Below are 20,273 nucleotides of genomic sequence, written 5' to 3' on the forward strand. Positions count from 1 at the left end.
AATGGCTTATAGAGTTAATTCTTAACCAGAGTTTTCTCTTTCTTTACTTTCAAATCGGCAACAATGTTTAACGCTTCTTCTACATAAATATCTTTACTTAGATTTTTATGCCAAATTTCGCGTTTTTTAGCTAAAATAGAATCTTGTTTTAACGATTCTACCTCGTAACTGGGCGATGTAAAACTCAGGTCGTTTTTGTATTCGTACATTGCTTTAAACTTATTGCCCTGCTCTTCTCGATTTTTTAAATCTTCTTTATATTTTTCGTAATTTAAATAAACAGTAGTATCATCTTGACCTTCTTTTAACCATTTGGCATTGTTATCTATCAGTCTAAATTGTTCATTTTCAACAACACGTTTTTTGCTATTGTTTACTGCTTCATCAAAATTTGAATAGCCATCCCATACTTTATACTCAGCACTTTCAATTTTATCCCACTTTAAAGAATTTGTCTCATCTCTTTCCCCTATATTCATATAAGCATACCTATCGGGCAAAGCTACATCGGAAACCACACCTTTAAGTTGTGTTGATCCGCCATTTACCCTATAAAATTTTTGAATGGTCAGCTTTAAAGCACCTAGATCTTTATCATAATCAAAATACCTGTTAAGTGCCATATAATTTTGTACGGTACCTTTACCATAAGTTTGTTTACTTCCAATTATAACCGCCCTATTGTAATCTTGCATGGCAGCAGCAAAAATTTCCGAAGCCGAAGCAGATATTTCATTAACTATAATTACCAATGGTTTGTTCCATTGAATTCTATAATCTTTATCAGAACGTATTTTTGGTTTACCGTCTTTATATTTTACCTGAACAATTGGTCCTTCTTCAATAAACAATCCGGCAATATCTATTGCAGTGTCTAAAGACCCGCCACCATTGTTACGTAAATCTATAACTAATCCTTCAACATTCTCTTTATTCAGTCTTTCTACTTCAAGTGCCATATCCGAAGCAGAATTTCTAAAGTTTCTTTCGCTAAAATCTATATAAAATTTAGGCAAATCAATAACCCCAAATTTTCTGCCATCCTTTTTTACGATACTTGTTTTGGCAAAGGTTTCTTCAATTTCCACAACATCTCTAATTATAGGGATTACCTGTGTTGAACCATCCAATTTTTTGACAGTAAGTCTGACTTCTGTTCCTTTTTTTCCTTTAATGAATTCAATGGCATCATCTAAACGCATCCCAACAATATCTAACGGTTCACCGTCTGCTTGTGCTACTTTCGTAATAATATCTCCCACTTCTAGGTTTCCATCTCTCCAGGCTGGACCACCCGAAATAAGCTCGTCAACACGTGTATATTCACCTTTTCGCTGTAGTCTGGCACCAATACCTTCAATTTTTCCCGTCATATCAATATCAAACTTCTTTTTTGTTCTTGGGGCAAAATAGGTGGTATGCGGATCAAACTCTGTAGAAATACTGTTTATAAAAATGGAATACCAATCCTCATCATCTTCATCATCTTTATAATCAAAAAATTCTTCCATGCTTTTTAACGTAGCTTCTCTAGCTTCAATTTCAAGCTCGGTAAAAGTTTTTAACTCTGCATTGGCATCTTCTTTTTGTTTATCCTCTTGTGCTTCAATTTTACTGTGTAAACGTGATAAGGTTGTTAACTTAAACTGTTTTTGCCAGTTAATGATTAAGTCCACCTCATTTTTTGGATATTCTTTTTTGTCGTAATCAATATCAAAAATTTCGTCTTTGCTAAAATCAAAAGGATGCTTTAAAATTTCTTTGTAAAACCCTTTGGCCTCTTGTACACGTTGTAAATATTTTGAAGTTACTACGCGGTAAAAAGATAGGTTTTCTGCTTTTATTTGGTCATCGATCTGCAATTTGTACTTTTCAAATTCCTTAATGTCTTCTTGAGTAAAAAAACGTTTAGCAGGGTCTAATCCTTCAATAAAATTAGTATAGACAGCATTTGAGAATTCATCATCTATTTCATGTGGCTGATAATGACCTTGTGTCAGTGCGGACCTTATCAGACCTAGCAATATTTTTTCTTTTTCAGGATCTTGTTTTTGCTTGATATTAAAACTCAATAATATCCCTGCCAATAAAATTACTGGGAGTATAATTTTATAATTCGATTTCATAAACTTTATTATTTTTTTCATTAGGACAACTTGCTAACAATCTACTAAAATAGTGCCAATAATTCAAATTGTAAAGGATTTAACAGATTTTTTGCTTTTCAAGTTCAATATTCAGGAACTGTATTGATTCTAAACGGATAGATTTAATATCTATTATTACAGAAGTGTTAAAGAAATAGTAAAGTAGTTAAGGTAAAAAAATAGTAGTTTTGTATTCTTATTAATTAATTTGTTTTATGAGTGAAAAGCCTTTGATTTTAGTTTGTAATGACGATGGTATTACAGCACCGGGAATTAGAACCCTAATCTCCGTAATGAACGAGATTGGTGATGTGGTAGTAGTGGCACCTGATAACCCCCAAAGTGGCATGGGGCACGCCATTACGGTAAACGACACATTGAGGTGTAACCCAGTTACCATAGATGATGGCCCACAATTAGAGTACAGTTGCTCAGGTACTCCCGCTGATTGTGTTAAAATGGCAGTTAACGAAATTTTAAATAAAAAACCTGACATTTGTGTCTCAGGGATAAATCACGGTTCAAACGCCTCTTTAAATGTAATTTATTCCGGTACGATGAGTGCTGCGGTAGAAGCCGGTATTGAAGGAGTGCCAGCCGTTGGATTTTCTTTAATGGATTACAATTGGGATGCAAATTTTGAAGCTAGTAAAAAATATGTAAAAAAGATAGTGGAAAACATTTTGGAAAATGGATTACCAGAAGGTGTTGTACTTAATGTAAACATCCCCGACCTAAAAAAGGAAGCTATCAAAGGGATTAAAGTATGCCGACAGGCTCATGGCAACTGGCAAGAAGTATTTGACAAACGCGTTAGCCCTCAGGGGGAAGATTATTATTGGTTAGCGGGTAAGTTTGTAAATTTGGACAAAGGTGAAGATACCGATATGTGGGCATTAGAGAACGGTTATGTTTCTTTGGTACCTGTACAATTTGACATGACCGCACATCACTATATCAAAAATTTGAATACATGGGATTTATAAAAAAAGAAATACTAATTGGGTTTTTAGTTGGGTTGTTTGCCACAGCTATGGGTTTTTATTTATATGTTGAATATGCTCTGGAAGGTACATTTGAAGAATCTCTCGCGGTTTTAAAAGAAAATAGCCTTTACGGACAGGTGTTGAGTATTGCAGCGATTCCGAATTTGTTGGCTTTTTTTGTTTTTATTAAAAAACGCCAAGATTATAGGGCTAGAGGTGTATTGATTGCTACTTTGGTAGTTGCTTTTTTGATTTTGGTGGCTCAGTTTGTTTGACCCTACTAATGATCTTTTTTATTCATTACAATTTTCGCAATAGGTTTTTCTTAAATATTCATCCTCTAAAAGTTGAAAAGTTACTCCGCCATCATTAATTGAATTGAATACCTTACAAAACCTTTTTTGATTCATGTTTATAGCGTTCAGCATGATAGTACGATAATTTGAAGATGCCGTAATCGATGGTTTTATTAAGGTCAAGTTTAAATAATAAAACAACAAATCTTCGTCAACCGTAACACTTCTCACTTTTTCATCTAATAAATCGACCGCTTTGTCGTGGTTTGAATAATAGGTTAAAAACTGGGCAAGACTCAGAAAATCATAATTGGAGAGTGGGAATTTTTTATAATTTTTTTCGATGTAAGCAACCGACTTATCTTTATTTGCATAATCCCTTTTACGCATGTATTGTTCTGCTTTTATTATATGAAAATTCACCATCATCCTGTCAATCAAAATCTGTTTAATACCATAGTTTTTAAGCTGATAAATTTCTTTTTTAAATTTTTCTGCATCAACGGGCTGGGCATTATGTCTCCACATGGTAAATTTTAATACTGCAAGGTTGTATTTAACCTCCTTATCCCTTGGGACTAATTTTTCAAGTTTTAACAATTCATTATAAGCTATCAACAAATAGCTCTGGTTTAAAAGAAATTTGTTCACGCTGTTTTTATTAATAAAACGTGCATATTTTTTTTGTTGTGGCACTTTCATTTTATTGATAATGTCTGGCGAAGATTGACTTTCCTTTAATTTTTCAAAAATGGAATTTTGTATATCATTTGCAATTTCAACGTCGTTGGCTTCCAAAACCTTATTAAATAAAGTAATCAATTGTTCCAAGGATTTCTCTTTATAGAGGTCTTTCTTTTCCAATTCAAGTGTAATAACCGCCTTTCTATGGTTCTTTAAATAGGGTTCTAATTCTTGGGCAAGATTACCCACCAATTTATTTTTTATGTCCGTTTTGCTTAACTCTTTTAAATTAGCATGTTCTGTATCGGTAATATCATTTAAAAATTCGACCCAATTTTCAGAGGAATTTACTTTAGTTGAAATGGTAGGTTCTTGAAAAGTCTGCAAAGCCTCCGCAATACTATTGGCACGCTGTTCTTGCAATTCCATATTACGTTCTAAACTACCTTCAACTGAAGAATATGCTCTAATATTTATTGTTTTAATGTTGAAATCTGTCAGTCGCAATGAATCGTACATCGGTTTTATGTCTTCTTTTGAGTAGGTAGCCTTGTTCTTTTCAAAAGGAACTTCAAACTTAAACGTCTTATATTTTGTTACGAAATTCTCTTTATCTGTTGGTTTTATTTTTTTAGTTTGGTAGGTGAGAGAATCTAAATACATACCCATATCCAACAAATCCCATGGGTAGCGTTCAATTTCATAAACACGTTGGTATCTACATAAATTTTTATTGTTTAGAAACAAGATGTTAAACTCTAATTCTTCAGAAACCAGAGTTTCTGGCAACGCACCAACCAATACTCTAAATGTATTATTACCATACGGTTTTAAGCCTTGTTTTAATTTTTGCATATAAACAGGCTTCAACAACATTCCTTTAATTTGAGTGTCTGCTACAGCGGCTTCAGCACAGTCATAGAGGCTTTTGGGCACAACGTCTATGGCAATACCATCACCTACTTTTTTAAAGAGTTGAAGAAAAAATTGTTTGTCATTAATTTGAAAATAGAGCTTTTCTTTTTCCTGTTGTACTGAAAAACCGACTTCTTTTGGTTTTTGATTAAAAAGCTGATTATAATATTGGCATTTTTGCTCTCTGTCTGCTTGCGGGTAAACAATATCGTACGTGTTTTGGCTGAAAGTTGCTATTGTGCAGAAAAGGAATAAGAGTGTTATGCTTAGGTACTGTTTTTTCATAAATGTTGGATGTTTTTATTTATTGCCATAAAAATAAGAAAAACCAAACTCTCCCAAATAGTTTGGTCTTAATATGATTTATTATTGAGCGTTTTTTTCTATTCAAGTTTAATATTATTTTCTTCCAAAAACTTCCCCAACCCATAAGAAACTTCTACAACATACGCCACATTTTCATTTTTTTTCTAAAAATTGTTGTTGAACAGAAAAGTATAAAAAGTGTTAGATTTAAGTACTGTTTTTTCACAGGTTGTTCAGTTTTTCTAATTATTTTACAAACCGAATCATTCCGTTTCTTTCTAACCATAATTGCCTATATTTTATTGGCACTACTTCTTTTCCTTTTCTATCAATATAACCTTCCTTTCCATTAAGTCTAACCAGGGCTTTGTCGTTATAAAAAGGTAGAGCCATATCATATATAGGTTTAACTATTACTTTTCCTTTTTTGTTGATAAATCCATATTTACCCGTTTCTTTATCCGCAAAAACACACCTGCTTTGTGCAAAAAAAGCAAATTTAGAATTATGGAATCGGAAAGGAATTTTTATTTTATTGTTCTTATCTATATATCCATAATAATCCCCTTTTTTTACAAATGCCAATTCCTCATAAAACCCATTTGCATCATCATAAATAAAAGGAATTACGACTTGGTTGTTTTTATCTATAAAGCCCCATTTACCATTTTTAGATGCAGCCAACAGCCCTTCATTAAATCCCAGACCCAATTCATCATAAATAATTGGTACAATAACCTCTCCTTTTTTGTTTATATAGCCCTTTTTCCCGTTGTTAACTACAAATACGTAATCATCTTTTCCGTATTCAAACATTAATTCATCATATTGGGCCTTTAAAGATACGTTTCCATTAATATTTATCAATCCTTGTTTCTTTTTTTCATTGACAACATCTTCATAAATTAATAAGGAATCGGCCATAATAATGCTTCTGTTCTTAGCATTTAACTTGAACATTACTTCGCCTTTTTTATTTAAAACAAACGATTGTTTTTTCTCTCCTGTACCTATGGTGGCTTTAAAACAATCAATCCCAAAAATATCTATTCTAGAGTAAATAAAATCTGAAATTGGTTTCCCTTCTTTATTAATTAAGCCTGAAAGGTTGTTTTTTACTGCCATTCCAACATTGCCTTTATAAAACAAAACTTTATCATATTGTTTATAAAATTTTGTATTTCCTTTTTTATCAATAACACCATAAACAGAGTCCTTGATTACATTGGCATATTCGCCATAGTAATCTAAGCCCATATCATAAATAGGGTCAATTATTGTTTTCCCTTTTGCGTTTAAATACCCTATTTTTATTGTTGAATCGTTTGGTATATCGTAAGACAAATCGTAATCTAACTTATCAACTTCTATGTTTGAAAGATTATTTTGAGGAACCTTGCCTAAATAAATTAGCTCTTCTATAGTTAATCGCAAGTTTTGAGCTAATAAAACTTGACCGAATAAAAATAATAAAGCGAACAAGTTGCTTTTTTTCATAATAGTATAATTTTGTTTTTATAACATTTATAGCCCAAGGCTAATTTGGGTTGTTAAAATTAATATTTAAACATCTTTAGGTTTATTTTCCTTTATCCATTTTTCTAAATCCCCTATTTTATTTTTTACAAATTCTTCCCAATCAGTTGTATGGGTCATTCCTAATTTTTCTAGTTCTGATATGTACCAATTTTTGTACTTAAACATAGGCATATTGTGAAAATTTTCAAAATTAGCTCCAATAAACCATAATTCTTGTATGTACATCATTATTTCAAAAATGGACAGTTTTTTATCGTTCAATTCACGTTGGTACTTACCCCAATGAAAAATTTCAATTAAGTCTAGTACAAAAAGTTGATTAATTACTTTTAAACCATCTCTCCTAGCTTTTAGAGTTGTGAAGTCAGAATAATGACCGATGTTTTGTAAAACTGAATAGATAAATTCAATTCCATCATAAGGTTCAAGCAAAAAAATGTTCTTTTTATCAAAAATATTTACTTCTTTCATCATGGAAACATGCTGAGTGCAACACATTGGATTTTTAATAATTAGGTTAAAATTTTTAAATTAAAAATGCTCCTTTATGGTTTCAATTATTACCCATTCTTCTTTTTGTTTCTCAAAAATATAAAGATATGAAGGGGGCTTTGCATATTTTCTATATTGAACAATAGCATACTTCTTATTATTAGCGTAAAACGGTTTCGATATTTTATAGCTCTGAAAATAATTAACGCCCGTATAGTCTCCTTTTCTTGCTTCTTTAACCAAGGAGTCTAAATCAATTAATTGAACTTTATTGCCTAATTGTTTCTCGTCCCAAAAGGAAGTTTCTTCTTTTGTGGCTAATAGTTCAATTTCTTTGATAGAAAAAATACTATCTACTGGTCTGTAAATGGCATACCACGCTTCTTGAAAATCATCTTGAACTTCTGGGGTATAATCATCTCGCACAATTTTCCCATCTTTATTTACTTTACCACCAATTATACCTATAACACCTTTTTCTTTCAACACGTGATGTCTATAATATTTGTGTAATTGTTCTTGATTAAAATCATTGCTTTTTTGTAGTAAAAAAATAGAATCTTTAGAAATGGAATTCATCTCGATTACCTTCTTTAACAATTGATAATCATCACTTTTAGTTTGTGAAAGACAGCTATTTATTGTGATTAAAAATAAGATAGCTAAACTAGTTACAACTTTTTGTGCCTTTTGCATCTGTTTCATTTTTATATTCTATTTACATAAAATTTTACACTCAGCTGGATCTGTATTTAAGTATAAAGTAAATAGTAAGTTGAGAAAAATCAAACTATTTACTATAGTTTGATTTTTGATTCAATTTAAAACTCCTTCAATTTAAGATAGAGAAATCCCGATAACTTTAAATTTTTCCCATTTTCCATTATTTTTGTTAAATAAGATTAAACTTTCAACAGAATCTAATTTATTACGAGTATCTCTAATAAACAACAATGCTTTATTTTGTTCTTTGTTTAATAGTGCTTTACTAAACTGTACGATACCACCCGAATTTAATATTTTTTTCTGCTTTTCAAAAATTTTATCTAAATTAACAAATGATATAAGGTTATATTTTTTATTTGAATAATGTTCTATATTTTCTGGCAAATAACTTATAGTTTTACTGGTAGAATCAGAAACAAATTTAAAACTCTCTGGTAATTTACTATTAAACTCAGAAAAGTTAATTTCTAAATCCCCTTTTTGCACATACACATTTAAAGGTTCAAAAGTATCCCTTTCTATTGGGATGAGTTCTTTAATTCCTCTTTCGAACTCCTCTGGGTTCGGGGATCTAAGATATTTAAATTTAAAGATTTCCTCAGACAAAATACTTATATAAGTGTCTTTAAATAAAGCATAGATCCTTTTTTTATTTAAACAACCTATGGAAGTTAAAATAAGCACTATGATTATTATTTTCTTAATCACAAGGGTTTTCATGTTTCAATTGTTTTATAAATTTTACATATCAATTTATCTGTACTCAATATAAGTTTATAAAACTTAAACGAACGAACCGTTTACATCAAATATTCCCCAACTTATTAGCTTAATAAAATCAATATGCAATTGATGTAATCAACACTAATAAAAAAATTATTGTTCTTTTTACTAATCTACTTTTGTTTTTATTTTTTAAATCTATCACTAAGAGCCAAATAAAAGAGATAAATGATAGAGCTGTGAACGACAGAGAACTCCAACCAAATATACTTGGCGTATAGACCTCTATTTTATATTCAGGAGGTATTAGTAGTAATATAAAAGACACGAACAAACAGAAGTAAAGTAATCTATTTAAAATTTTTGGTTTTAAAAAACATAATTTTACAATTATCAAAGCTCATTATATTATTAAATACCCCCTGTCTTCTTTGCGTTATAAAACCAATATGCAATGTATATAATTAACACAAATAAAAATATTAATGTTCTCTTAATTAAATCAGCTCTATTTTTGTTTTTTATATCTAATATTAAAAGCCAAAAGTAGGATATTATAAATAATGGAATAAGAAATCCAATCCAAATCCACCCTAATATGTTTGGTGTATAAACGCCCCAGGTAAACTCTTTAGGCAAAAGGGAAGCAATAATTGATAAAATCAAACTAAAATAGAAAACAAAATTTAGCTTTTTATTTTTTACAAATAGGTGCATTTTATGAAAATTTTAATTACATCCTAAGTCAGAAATAGGCTTTTTCCCTTCCAAAACATCTTGTGCTTTTGTCCAATCAGGACGATATTTCTTAGGAGTTGGTGCGAGGGCATTGCCGCCATTTTGATCAACAAATGTTTCAAATTTATCTTGAAAACTCTCCCATAAATCATCAGCGGCGGCCACATCTTCCGGAATTCCGGAATTTACCATTGCCTTAATTTCAATCTCAGCCATTTTCTCCAAAGTTAATCTATCTCCTGTTTTTGCAAAAGCAGAATATAAACTATTTTGCTGACCTGTAATTTTAGCATGTAAAAATTGAGGAGTTCCAGAATGAATCGTTTTCCAAGCATTTTCTAAAGAATTAATACCAACACTAAACACCTTTTGTAAATCATAAAAAGTATCTCCGTCAAAAGCAATTTTAGCTAACGGGTGATGCGACCACCAGTTGCAAACTGGCGGAAGCGGGGGAAATGCCATACCTAATGCTAAAGATTCCCTAATTTCTTTGCTTGATAAACCCAATAAGCTATCGATATAATCAATACTATTAAAAAAATTATACTTCTTTTTATTAATTCTCCTTTGTTTTTGTTTTTAATATCTAACACAATTAAATAACTAAAAATTATAAAAGACAGAGGAGTCAATAATACCCAGAGCCATCCCAATATACTCGGAGAGTAGACCTCTATTTTGTATTTTGTAGGAATTAGCAGTAATACAAATGAGACCAATAAAAAAATGTAAAATAACCTATTAACTATTTTATATTTAATACCCATAATCCAATAATATTTAATTACATCCTAAATCAGAGATTGGCTTTTTGCCTTCCAAAACATCTTTTACTTTTGACCAATCGGGACGATATTTTATTGGTGTTGGTGCAAGAGCACTACCGCCATTATCATCAACAAATTTTTCAAACTTATCTTGAAAGCTTTCCCATAAATCATCTGCACCAAAAAAAGGATTTCCTCCTAGGGTAATTGCGTAGAGGGTATTTTCAACTATGTTAGAATCAAACCTATCAACACCTCTTACAAAAAAATTAATTGACCCATTTGCAACAACTTCATAACCAAACTGTCTTGTGCCACTTACAGGATGATTTCCTGCGACTCATACCACTAAAATAGCATTTAGTAAGCCCGTCAATTATGTGACTGACGTTATAATTGTTATTCTTATGAGATGAATAAAAGTTCTTTTTCTTTGACAATCCATCTATCATCATTTCCTTTAACTATAAAAAGTAACTCCCCTTTACCACATTTTGCACCACAATTAATAGAATAATAAACTAACCCTTTATCTAAATTCTTATTTAAATATAATTTTGAGAAACTTATTTTACCAATTAAATATGAATAATTGGAAACGTAATTTTCAACATTATCTATTTGTGCAAGATCCAAATCAAATTTTTTCGCATACAATCTTTTATTTATAAATGATAAACTATCCTTAATTTTCTTCAAATTTTCTTTAAAAAATTGACTGTTTAATAATCTAGAATCAATACTATCAAAACTTTTATATAAATAAGTTTGATCTTTATTACTATTTAAATAAATTATATTTTTATTTTCTGACTCTAAGCTTCTTAATTTCAATTTTATAATATCTAACTCCTTATTATATTTTATTGAATCAATTTTTTTTAAAACCAATTCTTTATGCAAAATTTCGCCTGCATTACCAGCATACCTATTATAGAAATGATTCTCAACCAAATCATTTAAAATATCATTATAAATTGAATTTTCATCAAATTTAACTTGAATTTTTATTGTGTGATTAGGGTTAGTCAAAGCCTTTTTATTATTGCTGCAACTAATTAAAATAAGAATTACAAAAAAGAAAGTTTTAAAGAAATTTTCCATAACTAATAGTATTTACTCAAAATTAACCATTCGGCAGAACTTGGGCTTATATTTTGACCGTAAACTTTTAATTCAAAAGATGCACCTGCTTCTCCAGGATAATTGACTCCTGTTGAATTAACACCGTAATGAACATATTCATGCAAAATGGTTGACCCTAAATAAAACAAAAGTCCATCTTCTTCATATTGTTCGGATGTGCTGTTTTCTAAACCATTTACATAATCAATGTCTAATAATAATATTTCTGGATTTTTCTTATCGAAAGCTCCAACAGTATTTTCATCTGTGTTATCAGCGTAATTGTCAAGCTGTAAAATTTTAATTGTAGGTCCTTCACCCCATTGTAAATCCTTTTTTATTTTTTCAGCTGTTAGTCAAGTAATATCTCTGATGGTATTAACAATTAACGGAATATCTTTAATATTAGGCATTTTATTCTTTAAATACTCGGTAAGTTTAGGATATTGAGATGCATAATTACTTCCCTCGGGATATTTAAAAAATGGTGCTACCGAAATTAGAGTGCCATTTACACCTGCTTCGACAATTTCAACAAATGATAATTCACTGCCATTTACAAGGGCATTTGCAGTCGGTTTAACCAAAGCTTTGGCCTCAGGGGTTATAATCATCGTTACATAAAATTATAGGGTTTTTTACGATATGCTAAGACCAATATTTCTAAAAAACTTCCATTTGTTATTTTCTTGTTTGTATATTCTTAATCCTACTCCTATTTTGTCTCTTGAAACAATTAAGAAACAATATTTTCTGTTCTTGGAAAAAATTGGCTTGGAAAAAGAATACTTTCTACTACCAAATATTTTTATATAATAATAATCTGTTACGATATTTCCAGATGAGTCTCTTCTTGAAAAGGGATCAATATGTTCTTTAACAAGTTTAGAATTAATTTTGTTGAAGTTTATTAGTAGACTGTCCTCTAATTGTTGCACCAAATAATTAATTTCTTCTTCCTTAGTAAAGGCTTCAATTAGTTCAAGGTTTTTAACGTTAGAAACAAGTTTCTTTTCTTTAAGTAAACTTTTTAAGTACCTATTATAAGTTATTTTTCTTAAATAAATTGTATCTTCTTTTTTATTAGTTAATCTATTTATTTCACTATTTAAGATTATATAAGTATCATCAGATTTTTTAATTTGATTTAATGCACAGCCAGTAATTAAAATATTAATTGTAATTAATGCTATTTGAAATATTGTTTTCATAAAGCTTCTAATTGCATGGTGTTCCTTTAGGTGACGTTTTATAATCGTTTCCGTCTGGATGGTCAGTAAAAAAACTTTTAAGGTTGTTTTTGGTTTAGTAAATGCTCAATCCAATATTTTTAAAGAACCTCCATTTATCATTTTGATATTTAAATATTTTTATCATATCCCCAAAATTGTCACATGACATATATATATATGCAAAAGTTTTGTCAGAAGAGTAAAAAGGTTTTGATATATTATATTTTATTTTTGAAAAATCCGCTAATGATTCGTGCGTTTGAATATGATGTCCTTTTTCATTTTTAACTACTACAGGTTCTATATATTCTTTTAAAAGAGGAAATTTTATTTTTGAAAAATCTATCTCAAAAGGTTCCTTTAACTGCTTTTTTAAGTATACTATTTCGTTTTCATCTACAAAATACCCTGGATTATGATTCTTACGGTTATCAATAAGTTTCTTATATAGAATTGAAGACAGGAATTTATTACTTGGCTCAGTTTCTTTTCTTAGATAAATGAATCTTTCAGATTCAAGTTGCTTCTTATTATCTCTAATTATTTTTTCTACAAGTAAATTAATTAATACATATTCACTGCCATTATCAATTTTTTGTGAAGCACAAGAAACAATTATATGTAGATATACTATTGTTATTAGATATTTTTTCATAGGCTTTAATTACATGGTGAACCTTGCGGTGAATTTAAGTATGTATTTCCATTTGAGTGTACGTATTCTTTATTTTCATTATTAGCCTCAGCAAGTGTCGCATTATTAATTTCTATATAATCTGGGTTATAATCACCATCCTCTTGAAATTTTGGAAACTTGGTTTGAAACGTTGCAGTTCCTATTAATTTACCCCAAACTAATTTTTCACAATAATCTTTATCAACACCCTGAATATTATTTAATTGTACAAATGCATATAGATCATCTCTCATTTCATTAACCAAATTTGTCATATATTCATGTTGTGTAGTGGCTAAAGCAATATTGTCGTTATCTGCTTTATACTTAGCATAAGCTTGTATTAATTCTTCATAGCCCGGTTCTGTACTATTGACCAACAATTTTCCTGTTTCATGTAAATATACTAAAAATGCGTGTACCTGTTCATGTATAGAAGTTGCAGCTATTGCCAAATCCGTAGCTGTTTCCAAAAAATCCGTATCAAAGGTTATATTGATATTATATATTGGTTCTGCATAAGGTGGATTTATAATTTCTTCTGCATATATGTCTGTACGCCCCACCTGACCTGTTGCCGTTAAATTTTCATTTTTAAAAGTTAGGTTTATATTCTTTTGGTTAAAGACGCTAAAAGTACTAGTTATAGTGTTGGCCAGCTCAGAATAATTAGTATATGATTTTTTTACAATATCTTTCTGACAAGGTTTTTCTACTAAACTTTTATCTAAAATAATTTTATCATCAAAATCAACTACCCCTCTATTAACGAGTGCGTTAGCTGCCGGTTTTATAAATGTACGAGCCTCTTTTCCGTAACTATTCTCTTCCATAAAGCCCTCTACCATATTACGGTTGGGGCGGTAACGTGCCCATTCTATCTCGTCGCCCTGCAGACCGTAAAAACTCACAAAACTCTGTATAGATGAGACATCGTCAAAAAGAGTAGGCTCAACCGTAGAGGTGCTGCTATAAGAGTTTCCGCTGGTAACATTAGGGTCGGGTACGGTTGTACTGTAAGTCCCCGAACCAGAAGTCCAGCCCCAACGGTCCGTAAACGTACTTCCGGTAGAAATGCAATCTAAAGAGGTTTGGTAAGCATACCCATACCAAACCTTTTTAAGACCGTGACAATATTGACCGTTGGAATGTTTGTTCCATGGACATTTAGATTCAACGATTACCGTTGTTTCAAAACAGACAAGACCCTTGGTTATAGTGCTTTTACTATTTTTAAGACTTTGCTTAACATCTTTTTCCAGTTCTTTAAAATCGTTATAGTATCGGGTACGTTGGATAGTACCCTCAAAAGCTATGGGTTTTCCTATTTTCATACTGTCTAGATAACGTTCTGAATACGTATAACGCATTACAAACCCGCGTATGTTACCATCAGAAGTTTCTTCAACTATCAAGTTGTCGAATGTTTCCGGTGTCTTCTTGTCAGGTTTTATAGAAAAAGTATAAGAACTCCCCAAACTGTTAACCACTTTTTTTATTTTGGAATAGTCGATTTCAAAATATTGTTCCTGATTATTTGATTTTTTAATATCATCCGAAGTATCATCAACTGATTGACCGAAATTAAAAGTATTAGAAAGTTTTTGAAATTGTCTGTCGGATGCAAGGTCATCATTGGTCAGGGTTTTAACTTTTGTAGTAGCCTCTGTAATTGGGGAGTGTTCATGATATTCATCTTTTTCACAATGAGTCAACAAAACAAAGGTAAATACAGCAATTAATAATATAAAGGTCTTTTTCATGATAGATAAAGGGTTAAGATCTGTCTACCGACAGGCAAGATTAGTAAAATATTGAGTAAACGGAAAGGGTATAACGGAAACTATAAAAAGAAACTCCTACCCTTCCATTTTAGTTGGGCAAAACTATAAATAATATTTTACTTTTTGATTACGGTTTACCGCAAAATTCATTACGTGAAACCGTAAATTTTTACGGTTTAGACCGTAATCTAAAGTCTCTTTTTATAAAATATTTGTTGAATTTTACGACTTATTTTACTCCAAATCAGGTTTCTGTCTATTCACTTTCTTTTCTGAAAGCTTCTTTTTAGATTTTAACCGTTTTCTAATCGACACTTTTGAGGGTTTTGTAGCTTTTCTGGGTTTTGGTTTTTTAAGTCCGTTTTTTAAATCAAATTATTTAGTTTATTGATTTGTAGGCAGTATTTTTAGTTTTCTTTCAGATTAGGCTTGAGATTTTTTCCAATTAGATAAATCATTAGAAAAAGTGATACTGTATAAACAATAATTTCTTCTACAAGAACATAATTAAAAAACTGTCTAGGAGGAATATAATGTTGTTTCATTGGAAATTGAAAGTGATGATTGTTAAAACAAACTAAAGAAACGATAAATAAAGACAAAATGTACAACACCCAAATTATAATCTTTTTTAAATAATATAAAAAAATACGTTAAAATTGAAATTAGAAAGTAAGCCCAAAAATGTAAAACATAATCGATTAAAATATACTACAAAGACCTTGTAAATGCCCCCAAATATGTTCCCTTACTTCTACCTTATTAGTAAATATTGTAATATTACATCTAAAAAACTTTTAGTAATAAAAGTAATTAACGATATAATTAATAGCGTGAAAGTTATTTTTTTCATAGTTCAATAATTAATCACACCCTAAATCACTAATCGGTTTTTCACCTTTTAAAACTTGTTCCACTTTATCCCAATCAGGACGATTTTTTATTGGTGGCACGATGGTTGAATTTCCACCATTATTGTTCACAAAGCTTTTTGTATTGTTCAATCAGTTCTAAGGTTTCTTGACAATACATGATGTGCGTATTATACTAAGTATCTACTATTTCTATAACTGAAATGTCATTTTCACATTATTAAAATTCTGCTTTTTTATGTCATTTTCGGTAATTCCAAAATAATATTTTCCTGATCCGCCAAACTTACTTAAATCAGAGTTGGGGTCATAACAATCCAGTTGAAGTAAGATTTGATAATTTTTTGATAATTCTAATATTTCACTCCATTTTCTTTGATACTTCGAACTATCAGCCCCAAAAATATCCAAATTTTTAGCGGCAAAATCATAAACGGCACTTGACTGCATTGACCTGTCTTCTCCAAGAATTTGATGATATCTGTCTTCTTTTGATTCGCAAACTTTATCTATATATAGAATAATGGAATCAAGTGCATCGTTCAAATCCTCATATTTTTCATGTAGTTTAAAAAGCTTATAATTCTCATAATGAGGGACAGTATAAAATTCAAAATACTCAATTAAAGCCGACTTAAAGCGTGCACTTTCTTCTTGGTCACTAGGAAATGTTGTACGAATTAAGTTTTCAGAATCACTAAATATAAATTTGAATGCTTGATTTACACCATTGAATTCTTTCCATTTATCATCAAGGCTTAAAAAAATATAGAAAAGGCCTTTTTTCGGTAAAATATTTTCTTTATCAAAATTATTAAGTTCAGATAAATTATATTGTGCACAAAATAACATTGGTTTTTCATTAACTCTTGGCCAATCAAAATTTTCTGGTAAATCAGGCTGCCCTCCTATTTTTGATTTACCTATTTCAATTCTTTTATCCTCACTTGATTTAGTTTTTATACCAATAGTTGGCCTGATCATTTTGATCAATTGTTCTTTATCTATTTTTCTAATTCCACCATCTTCCATCCTATTTATGAAAGATTTTATCTTAAAGAATTTATTTTTTTTAAAGTTTAGCATTTGTTGTATACAATATTTTTTTGGATTTCTTTAAAAAAGTAAATTCATAATAGATACAAAATTTACTTTTTAAAGTTTTGTAGTTAATAATTTATTAGATCGGCTATTTGATCTAAATTTTTATTGGGATTAGTTTTTATTAGGTTGTCTAGATAATTGATGAATCCTTCTAATCTGTCAAAAGCTAAATTATGCGTTGAACCGATTGAAAAATACCTCATAAGTTAATAATTTGGAACTCCATTAGAAGGGTTTACTACTGTTTTAAAATAATCATTTAAACTCATATTACAATCTACGCTTTTCCATATATTTTTCCCCTTTCATTATGTAGCCATTCATTTAAGGTTAATTCTATTGGCATAAATTCAATACCAGTGCACCCTTCTTCTTCAATTTCTTGCTTTAATTTTTCGGAAACTACATATTTTACGCCACCATTTACATGGTTCAGCACAAAAAAATCTTGGTCAATCTTATCTGCTAGTCTAATTTCGTCTACAAAAAATTGAGTGAATTTTAACTCATTCTTTTTTGACAAAATCTTTTTGAATTTATCATATGAATTGACATTAACACTCTCCAGGTAAGTTCCACCCTCAGGTTTTCTCTTTCTAAAAACAAAACTCGATTTTTTAAAATCTATAAAATCCATATTAATTTCATACATATTTAATATCCAATATTCCTCATAAAATATATTGTCGCGGAATACTCCTGAACGAAAAAATTGAACCCCGGTTTTTCTATACTTCATTAATATCTTTTTAAGTTTACTGCTTACCAAAAGTTTCTTGTTAAAGCCTATTATAGGGGCACTTATAAGATCTGTAAGTTTCGATTTTTTGGTCAAGATGGCATTTGCAACCTTGGGCTCTACATCAATTTTTGTAAAACTGAGCCGATCTATAAAAAGGGGGTCGTCCCACACATGGCAAGTATATTTAGCCTCTTCAACTTGTTGGTGGGCACCAACAATTTTTGGATCTAATGAATGTCTAATAACGTAATAGTTCATAGTATCGCAAAATCACTAAAAGGTTAATTGATTAATATGGGTTGTAGGATTGTTTTGAATAGCAGTTCTTATATCGCTGATAATATCCAATACCTCGTCAAACACTTCATCAGCTGTTTGACCTAAATTAATAGCATCCAAACGTTGCTGTACCAAGTTACTGTAATTAGGATGGCTCCCGAAATGAAAATCAGTATGCATGGGTATACCATTTAGTGCTTCGTTGATATGAAATGCTTTACTGGATTTAGCAGCTTTTTGAACTGCGTCATGAGTTCTTTTTGCCCAAGGAATTATATGATGTGCTTGAAAACTACTATCGGTTATACCTAAAATTGTTCTTAATTTACTGCCCGAAGATCCAAAATCAACAATACCATTTATTTTTTCAAAATTTAGTTTTACATTTTTGGAACCAACCGCAATAACCTTGGTCCAATTAAATGCATTTGTTGGCACAACTTTTACCACCTTTACAAATTTGCTACCTGGCACAACGCTTGTTACCAAAAAACCAGTGGCCAACCATCTGCTGGCTTGCTGTCCATTAAAATCTTTACCGTCTATAATTATTTTTATATCTTCAACAGGTAAGACATATGTGCCTAAGACATGGGCAAAATCTATTAAGCCCAATTTAAACATGGTTTCTAATTCTGTAGCTAGACCTGGCTGTTGACCTATAATCAATGTTGCCCAAACTCCTGTTTCTATTGGTTTAATATAATAATATCTTCCATTGGAAACTTCGGTAATTCCTATATCTTGTAGTTTACCATTATTGTTTAGTATTAAGGGTACTAAACTACTAGACACTTGAGAACCATCTTCCATTCTATAATAAATATAGCTGCCTTTTTGAGCTCTATGGGTATATTTAAAATCGTCTCTGTTTTCAATTTTCCCTGAAACTTTTTGCCAGCTTAAATCATTAGTTAATGCTTCGAGTTCAATTTGCCCTTGTACTTCTTTATCGGCTAAATCTCCATATCCATATTCTTCATGAAAAAAATAAACTTTATTTCTATTAGCTCTATTTCTGGCCCATTCTATCTCTGCACCTTCTAATGAATATTTATTTATAAAGTGTTGAATATCTTCAACATCATCTAAAATAGTAGGTTCATTTGGGGTAGTTGGTGTATAAAGAGGGCCTCCATTTGAATCTGTGCTGGGGCCTCCTAAAGGCTTAATATACCAATAGTTTGAAAAGCCCCATCCGCTAGAGAAACAAGTAACAACTGTTTCATTACGATAACCATACCAAGTCCTGTCTAAGCCATCACAGTAAACTCCGTTCTTGTGGTTACCCCACGGACACAAGGAAGCAAATGAAACTGTTGTTTCTACGCAAACGATAGCTTTAGTCTTAACACCTTCCTTTGCTTTCTTTAATAGTTTTTTTAATGCTTTTACATCTGTACTATAAGGCGTTCTTTTTATCTTACCCTCAAAAGGAAGCAAAATGCCTTTTTTAAAATTCTCTATATAATTCTCGGAATATTGGTACCGCATCAAATAACCCCTGATTTCGCCATCTTTCCTTTTTTCGATAACCAAATTGTCAAAAACAGTTGGTTCCTTTTCTTCGCTTTTAATTAAAAAGGTAAAAGAAATCCCGTTTTTATCTTTTACTTTTTTAACCGAGGTATAATCAATATCCAGTCCTTCATGTATGGAATCTTCCGCTTTTCCCGATTTTTTAACAGTCTCAAAAGGTTGGTCTATTTTAAATGCCGTTGATATCTCAGAAAACTCATAGTCACTAGACAGTTCATCAAAAGTCAGCGTTTCAATTAAATTTTCAGTAGGGGTCTCTAAAATTGTTGATGATGTTTCTTGTTCTAATATTGTCTCTTTCTCGCAATTGGTCAGCAAAAAGAGCAATGCTAAAAACGTAAATAGTCTAATGAATTTTTTCATGATAGGTAAAGGTTTAAAACTTGTCTGCCGACAGGCAAGATTAGTAAAAAAAATGGAATAAAACGGAAAGAGAATAGTGCAAACTATAAAAAGAAACTCCTACCCTCCCATTTTATACCATTTCTGATTTAAAAATACTCAAAAAATGTTTTAGTGTATAATTGATAACTGGTGATAGATTTTATAAGTTCAGGAGTTAGTTGGTTTACCATCTCAGTAATTTTATCTTGTAGCG

Annotated in this window: 20 protein-coding genes; 2 read left to right on the forward strand and 18 right to left on the reverse strand. The window is 30.6% G+C overall.

The window, feature by feature from the left end; translation table 11 throughout:
• Window positions 1–14: 14 nt before the first annotated feature.
• On the reverse strand, window positions 15–2,147 hold the full coding sequence (locus tag UMM65_RS10685; protein ID WP_321976521.1) for a carboxy terminal-processing peptidase: 2,133 nt from the start codon (window positions 2,145–2,147) through the stop codon (window positions 15–17).
• A 215-nt stretch (window positions 2,148–2,362) separates the two neighbouring features.
• On the opposite strand from UMM65_RS10685, the gene surE reads away from it, so the two are divergent.
• Window positions 2,363–3,133: a 5'/3'-nucleotidase SurE gene (gene surE / locus UMM65_RS10690; protein WP_321976522.1), complete on the forward strand. Its 771-nt coding sequence runs from the start codon at window positions 2,363–2,365 to the stop codon at window positions 3,131–3,133.
• On the forward strand, window positions 3,121–3,408 hold the full coding sequence (locus tag UMM65_RS10695; RefSeq protein ID WP_321976523.1) for a hypothetical protein: 288 nt from the start codon (window positions 3,121–3,123) through the stop codon (window positions 3,406–3,408). The genes surE and UMM65_RS10695 overlap by 13 nt, the downstream gene beginning before the upstream one ends.
• An 18-nt stretch (window positions 3,409–3,426) precedes the next feature.
• Here UMM65_RS10695 and UMM65_RS10700 read toward each other — a convergent pair whose 3' ends face one another.
• The 17 genes from UMM65_RS10700 to UMM65_RS10775 form a co-directional block, all read right to left on the reverse strand.
• Window positions 3,427–5,313 (reverse strand): OmpA family protein, encoded by a 1,887-nt coding sequence (locus tag UMM65_RS10700; protein WP_321976524.1) that lies wholly within the window; start codon window positions 5,311–5,313, stop codon window positions 3,427–3,429.
• A gap of 267 nt (window positions 5,314–5,580) precedes the next feature.
• Window positions 5,581–6,831: a WG repeat-containing protein gene (locus UMM65_RS10705; protein WP_321976525.1), complete on the reverse strand. Its 1,251-nt coding sequence runs from the start codon at window positions 6,829–6,831 to the stop codon at window positions 5,581–5,583.
• 66 nt (window positions 6,832–6,897) lie between these two features.
• Window positions 6,898–7,347 (reverse strand): hypothetical protein, encoded by a 450-nt coding sequence (locus tag UMM65_RS10710; RefSeq protein ID WP_321976526.1) that lies wholly within the window; start codon window positions 7,345–7,347, stop codon window positions 6,898–6,900.
• 57 nt (window positions 7,348–7,404) lie between these two features.
• Window positions 7,405–8,061, reverse strand: a complete 657-nt coding sequence (locus tag UMM65_RS10715) for a hypothetical protein (RefSeq protein ID WP_321976527.1) — start codon at window positions 8,059–8,061, stop codon at window positions 7,405–7,407.
• Window positions 8,062–8,202: 141 nt separating this feature from the next.
• A complete protein-coding gene (locus tag UMM65_RS10720; RefSeq protein ID WP_321976528.1) occupies window positions 8,203–8,811 on the reverse strand; it encodes a hypothetical protein in 609 nt (202 codons plus the stop codon).
• A gap of 732 nt (window positions 8,812–9,543) precedes the next feature.
• Window positions 9,544–10,062 (reverse strand): hypothetical protein, encoded by a 519-nt coding sequence (locus tag UMM65_RS10725; RefSeq protein ID WP_321976529.1) that lies wholly within the window; start codon window positions 10,060–10,062, stop codon window positions 9,544–9,546.
• A gap of 665 nt (window positions 10,063–10,727) precedes the next feature.
• Window positions 10,728–11,426 carry a hypothetical protein gene (locus tag UMM65_RS10730; RefSeq protein ID WP_321976530.1) on the reverse strand — a complete coding sequence of 233 codons (699 nt, stop codon included), beginning with the start codon at window positions 11,424–11,426 and terminating at the stop codon, window positions 10,728–10,730.
• A gap of 2 nt (window positions 11,427–11,428) precedes the next feature.
• Window positions 11,429–11,788, reverse strand: a complete 360-nt coding sequence (locus tag UMM65_RS17655) for a hypothetical protein (RefSeq protein WP_415859562.1) — start codon at window positions 11,786–11,788, stop codon at window positions 11,429–11,431.
• 15 nt (window positions 11,789–11,803) lie between these two features.
• A complete protein-coding gene (locus UMM65_RS10735; protein ID WP_321976531.1) occupies window positions 11,804–12,061 on the reverse strand; it encodes a hypothetical protein in 258 nt (85 codons plus the stop codon).
• A gap of 24 nt (window positions 12,062–12,085) precedes the next feature.
• Window positions 12,086–12,658 carry a hypothetical protein gene (locus tag UMM65_RS10740; RefSeq protein ID WP_321976532.1) on the reverse strand — a complete coding sequence of 191 codons (573 nt, stop codon included), beginning with the start codon at window positions 12,656–12,658 and terminating at the stop codon, window positions 12,086–12,088.
• A 94-nt stretch (window positions 12,659–12,752) separates the two neighbouring features.
• Complete coding sequence (locus UMM65_RS10745) at window positions 12,753–13,334, reverse strand: hypothetical protein (RefSeq protein ID WP_321976533.1); 582 nt, start codon at window positions 13,332–13,334, stop codon at window positions 12,753–12,755.
• 5 nt (window positions 13,335–13,339) lie between these two features.
• Complete coding sequence (locus UMM65_RS10750; protein WP_321976534.1) at window positions 13,340–15,118, reverse strand: hypothetical protein; 1,779 nt, start codon at window positions 15,116–15,118, stop codon at window positions 13,340–13,342.
• An 884-nt stretch (window positions 15,119–16,002) separates the two neighbouring features.
• The gene (locus tag UMM65_RS10755; protein ID WP_321976535.1) at window positions 16,003–16,143 is read right to left on the reverse strand and encodes a hypothetical protein; all 141 of its coding nucleotides are present in this window, start codon (window positions 16,141–16,143) and stop codon (window positions 16,003–16,005) included.
• A gap of 60 nt (window positions 16,144–16,203) precedes the next feature.
• Entirely contained in the window at window positions 16,204–17,097 is an 894-nt protein-coding gene (locus tag UMM65_RS10760; protein WP_321976537.1) for a DUF1963 domain-containing protein, read from the reverse strand.
• Window positions 17,098–17,180: 83 nt separating this feature from the next.
• Complete coding sequence (locus UMM65_RS10765) at window positions 17,181–17,318, reverse strand: hypothetical protein (protein WP_321976538.1); 138 nt, start codon at window positions 17,316–17,318, stop codon at window positions 17,181–17,183.
• A gap of 74 nt (window positions 17,319–17,392) precedes the next feature.
• Entirely contained in the window at window positions 17,393–18,115 is a 723-nt protein-coding gene (locus UMM65_RS10770; protein WP_321976539.1) for an imm11 family protein, read from the reverse strand.
• 15 nt (window positions 18,116–18,130) lie between these two features.
• Window positions 18,131–20,038 (reverse strand): AHH domain-containing protein, encoded by a 1,908-nt coding sequence (locus tag UMM65_RS10775; protein WP_321976540.1) that lies wholly within the window; start codon window positions 20,036–20,038, stop codon window positions 18,131–18,133.
• Between the last annotated feature and the right edge of the window lie 235 nt (window positions 20,039–20,273).

The organism is Aureibaculum koreense, from assembly GCF_034296135.1.
In the GTDB taxonomy this organism is placed as follows: Bacteria; Bacteroidota; Bacteroidia; order Flavobacteriales; family Flavobacteriaceae; genus Aureibaculum.

Bases quoted from the DNA above. Each gene is read 5' to 3' on its own strand.
- UMM65_RS10685 (WP_321976521.1), bottom strand. From the start codon at position 2,147: ATGAAAAAAATAATAAAGTTTATGAAATCGAATTATAAAATTATACTC.
- UMM65_RS10700 (WP_321976524.1), bottom strand. From the start codon at position 5,313: ATGAAAAAACAGTACCTAAGCATAACACTCTTATTCCTTTTCTGCACA.
- UMM65_RS10745 (WP_321976533.1), bottom strand. From the start codon at position 13,334: ATGAAAAAATATCTAATAACAATAGTATATCTACATATAATTGTTTCT.
- UMM65_RS10720 (WP_321976528.1), bottom strand. From the start codon at position 8,811: ATGAAAACCCTTGTGATTAAGAAAATAATAATCATAGTGCTTATTTTA.
- UMM65_RS10765 (WP_321976538.1), bottom strand. From the start codon at position 17,318: ATGAGGTATTTTTCAATCGGTTCAACGCATAATTTAGCTTTTGACAGA.
- UMM65_RS10695 (WP_321976523.1), top strand. From the start codon at position 3,121: ATGGGATTTATAAAAAAAGAAATACTAATTGGGTTTTTAGTTGGGTTG.
- UMM65_RS10750 (WP_321976534.1), bottom strand. From the start codon at position 15,118: ATGAAAAAGACCTTTATATTATTAATTGCTGTATTTACCTTTGTTTTG.
- UMM65_RS10760 (WP_321976537.1), bottom strand. From the start codon at position 17,097: ATGCTAAACTTTAAAAAAAATAAATTCTTTAAGATAAAATCTTTCATA.
- UMM65_RS10770 (WP_321976539.1), bottom strand. From the start codon at position 18,115: ATGAACTATTACGTTATTAGACATTCATTAGATCCAAAAATTGTTGGT.
- UMM65_RS10710 (WP_321976526.1), bottom strand. From the start codon at position 7,347: ATGATGAAAGAAGTAAATATTTTTGATAAAAAGAACATTTTTTTGCTT.
- UMM65_RS10715 (WP_321976527.1), bottom strand. From the start codon at position 8,061: ATGCAAAAGGCACAAAAAGTTGTAACTAGTTTAGCTATCTTATTTTTA.
- UMM65_RS10775 (WP_321976540.1), bottom strand. From the start codon at position 20,038: ATGAAAAAATTCATTAGACTATTTACGTTTTTAGCATTGCTCTTTTTG.
- UMM65_RS10735 (WP_321976531.1), bottom strand. From the start codon at position 12,061: ATGATTATAACCCCTGAGGCCAAAGCTTTGGTTAAACCGACTGCAAAT.
- surE (WP_321976522.1), top strand. From the start codon at position 2,363: ATGAGTGAAAAGCCTTTGATTTTAGTTTGTAATGACGATGGTATTACA.
- UMM65_RS10705 (WP_321976525.1), bottom strand. From the start codon at position 6,831: ATGAAAAAAAGCAACTTGTTCGCTTTATTATTTTTATTCGGTCAAGTT.
- UMM65_RS10740 (WP_321976532.1), bottom strand. From the start codon at position 12,658: ATGAAAACAATATTTCAAATAGCATTAATTACAATTAATATTTTAATT.
- UMM65_RS10730 (WP_321976530.1), bottom strand. From the start codon at position 11,426: ATGGAAAATTTCTTTAAAACTTTCTTTTTTGTAATTCTTATTTTAATT.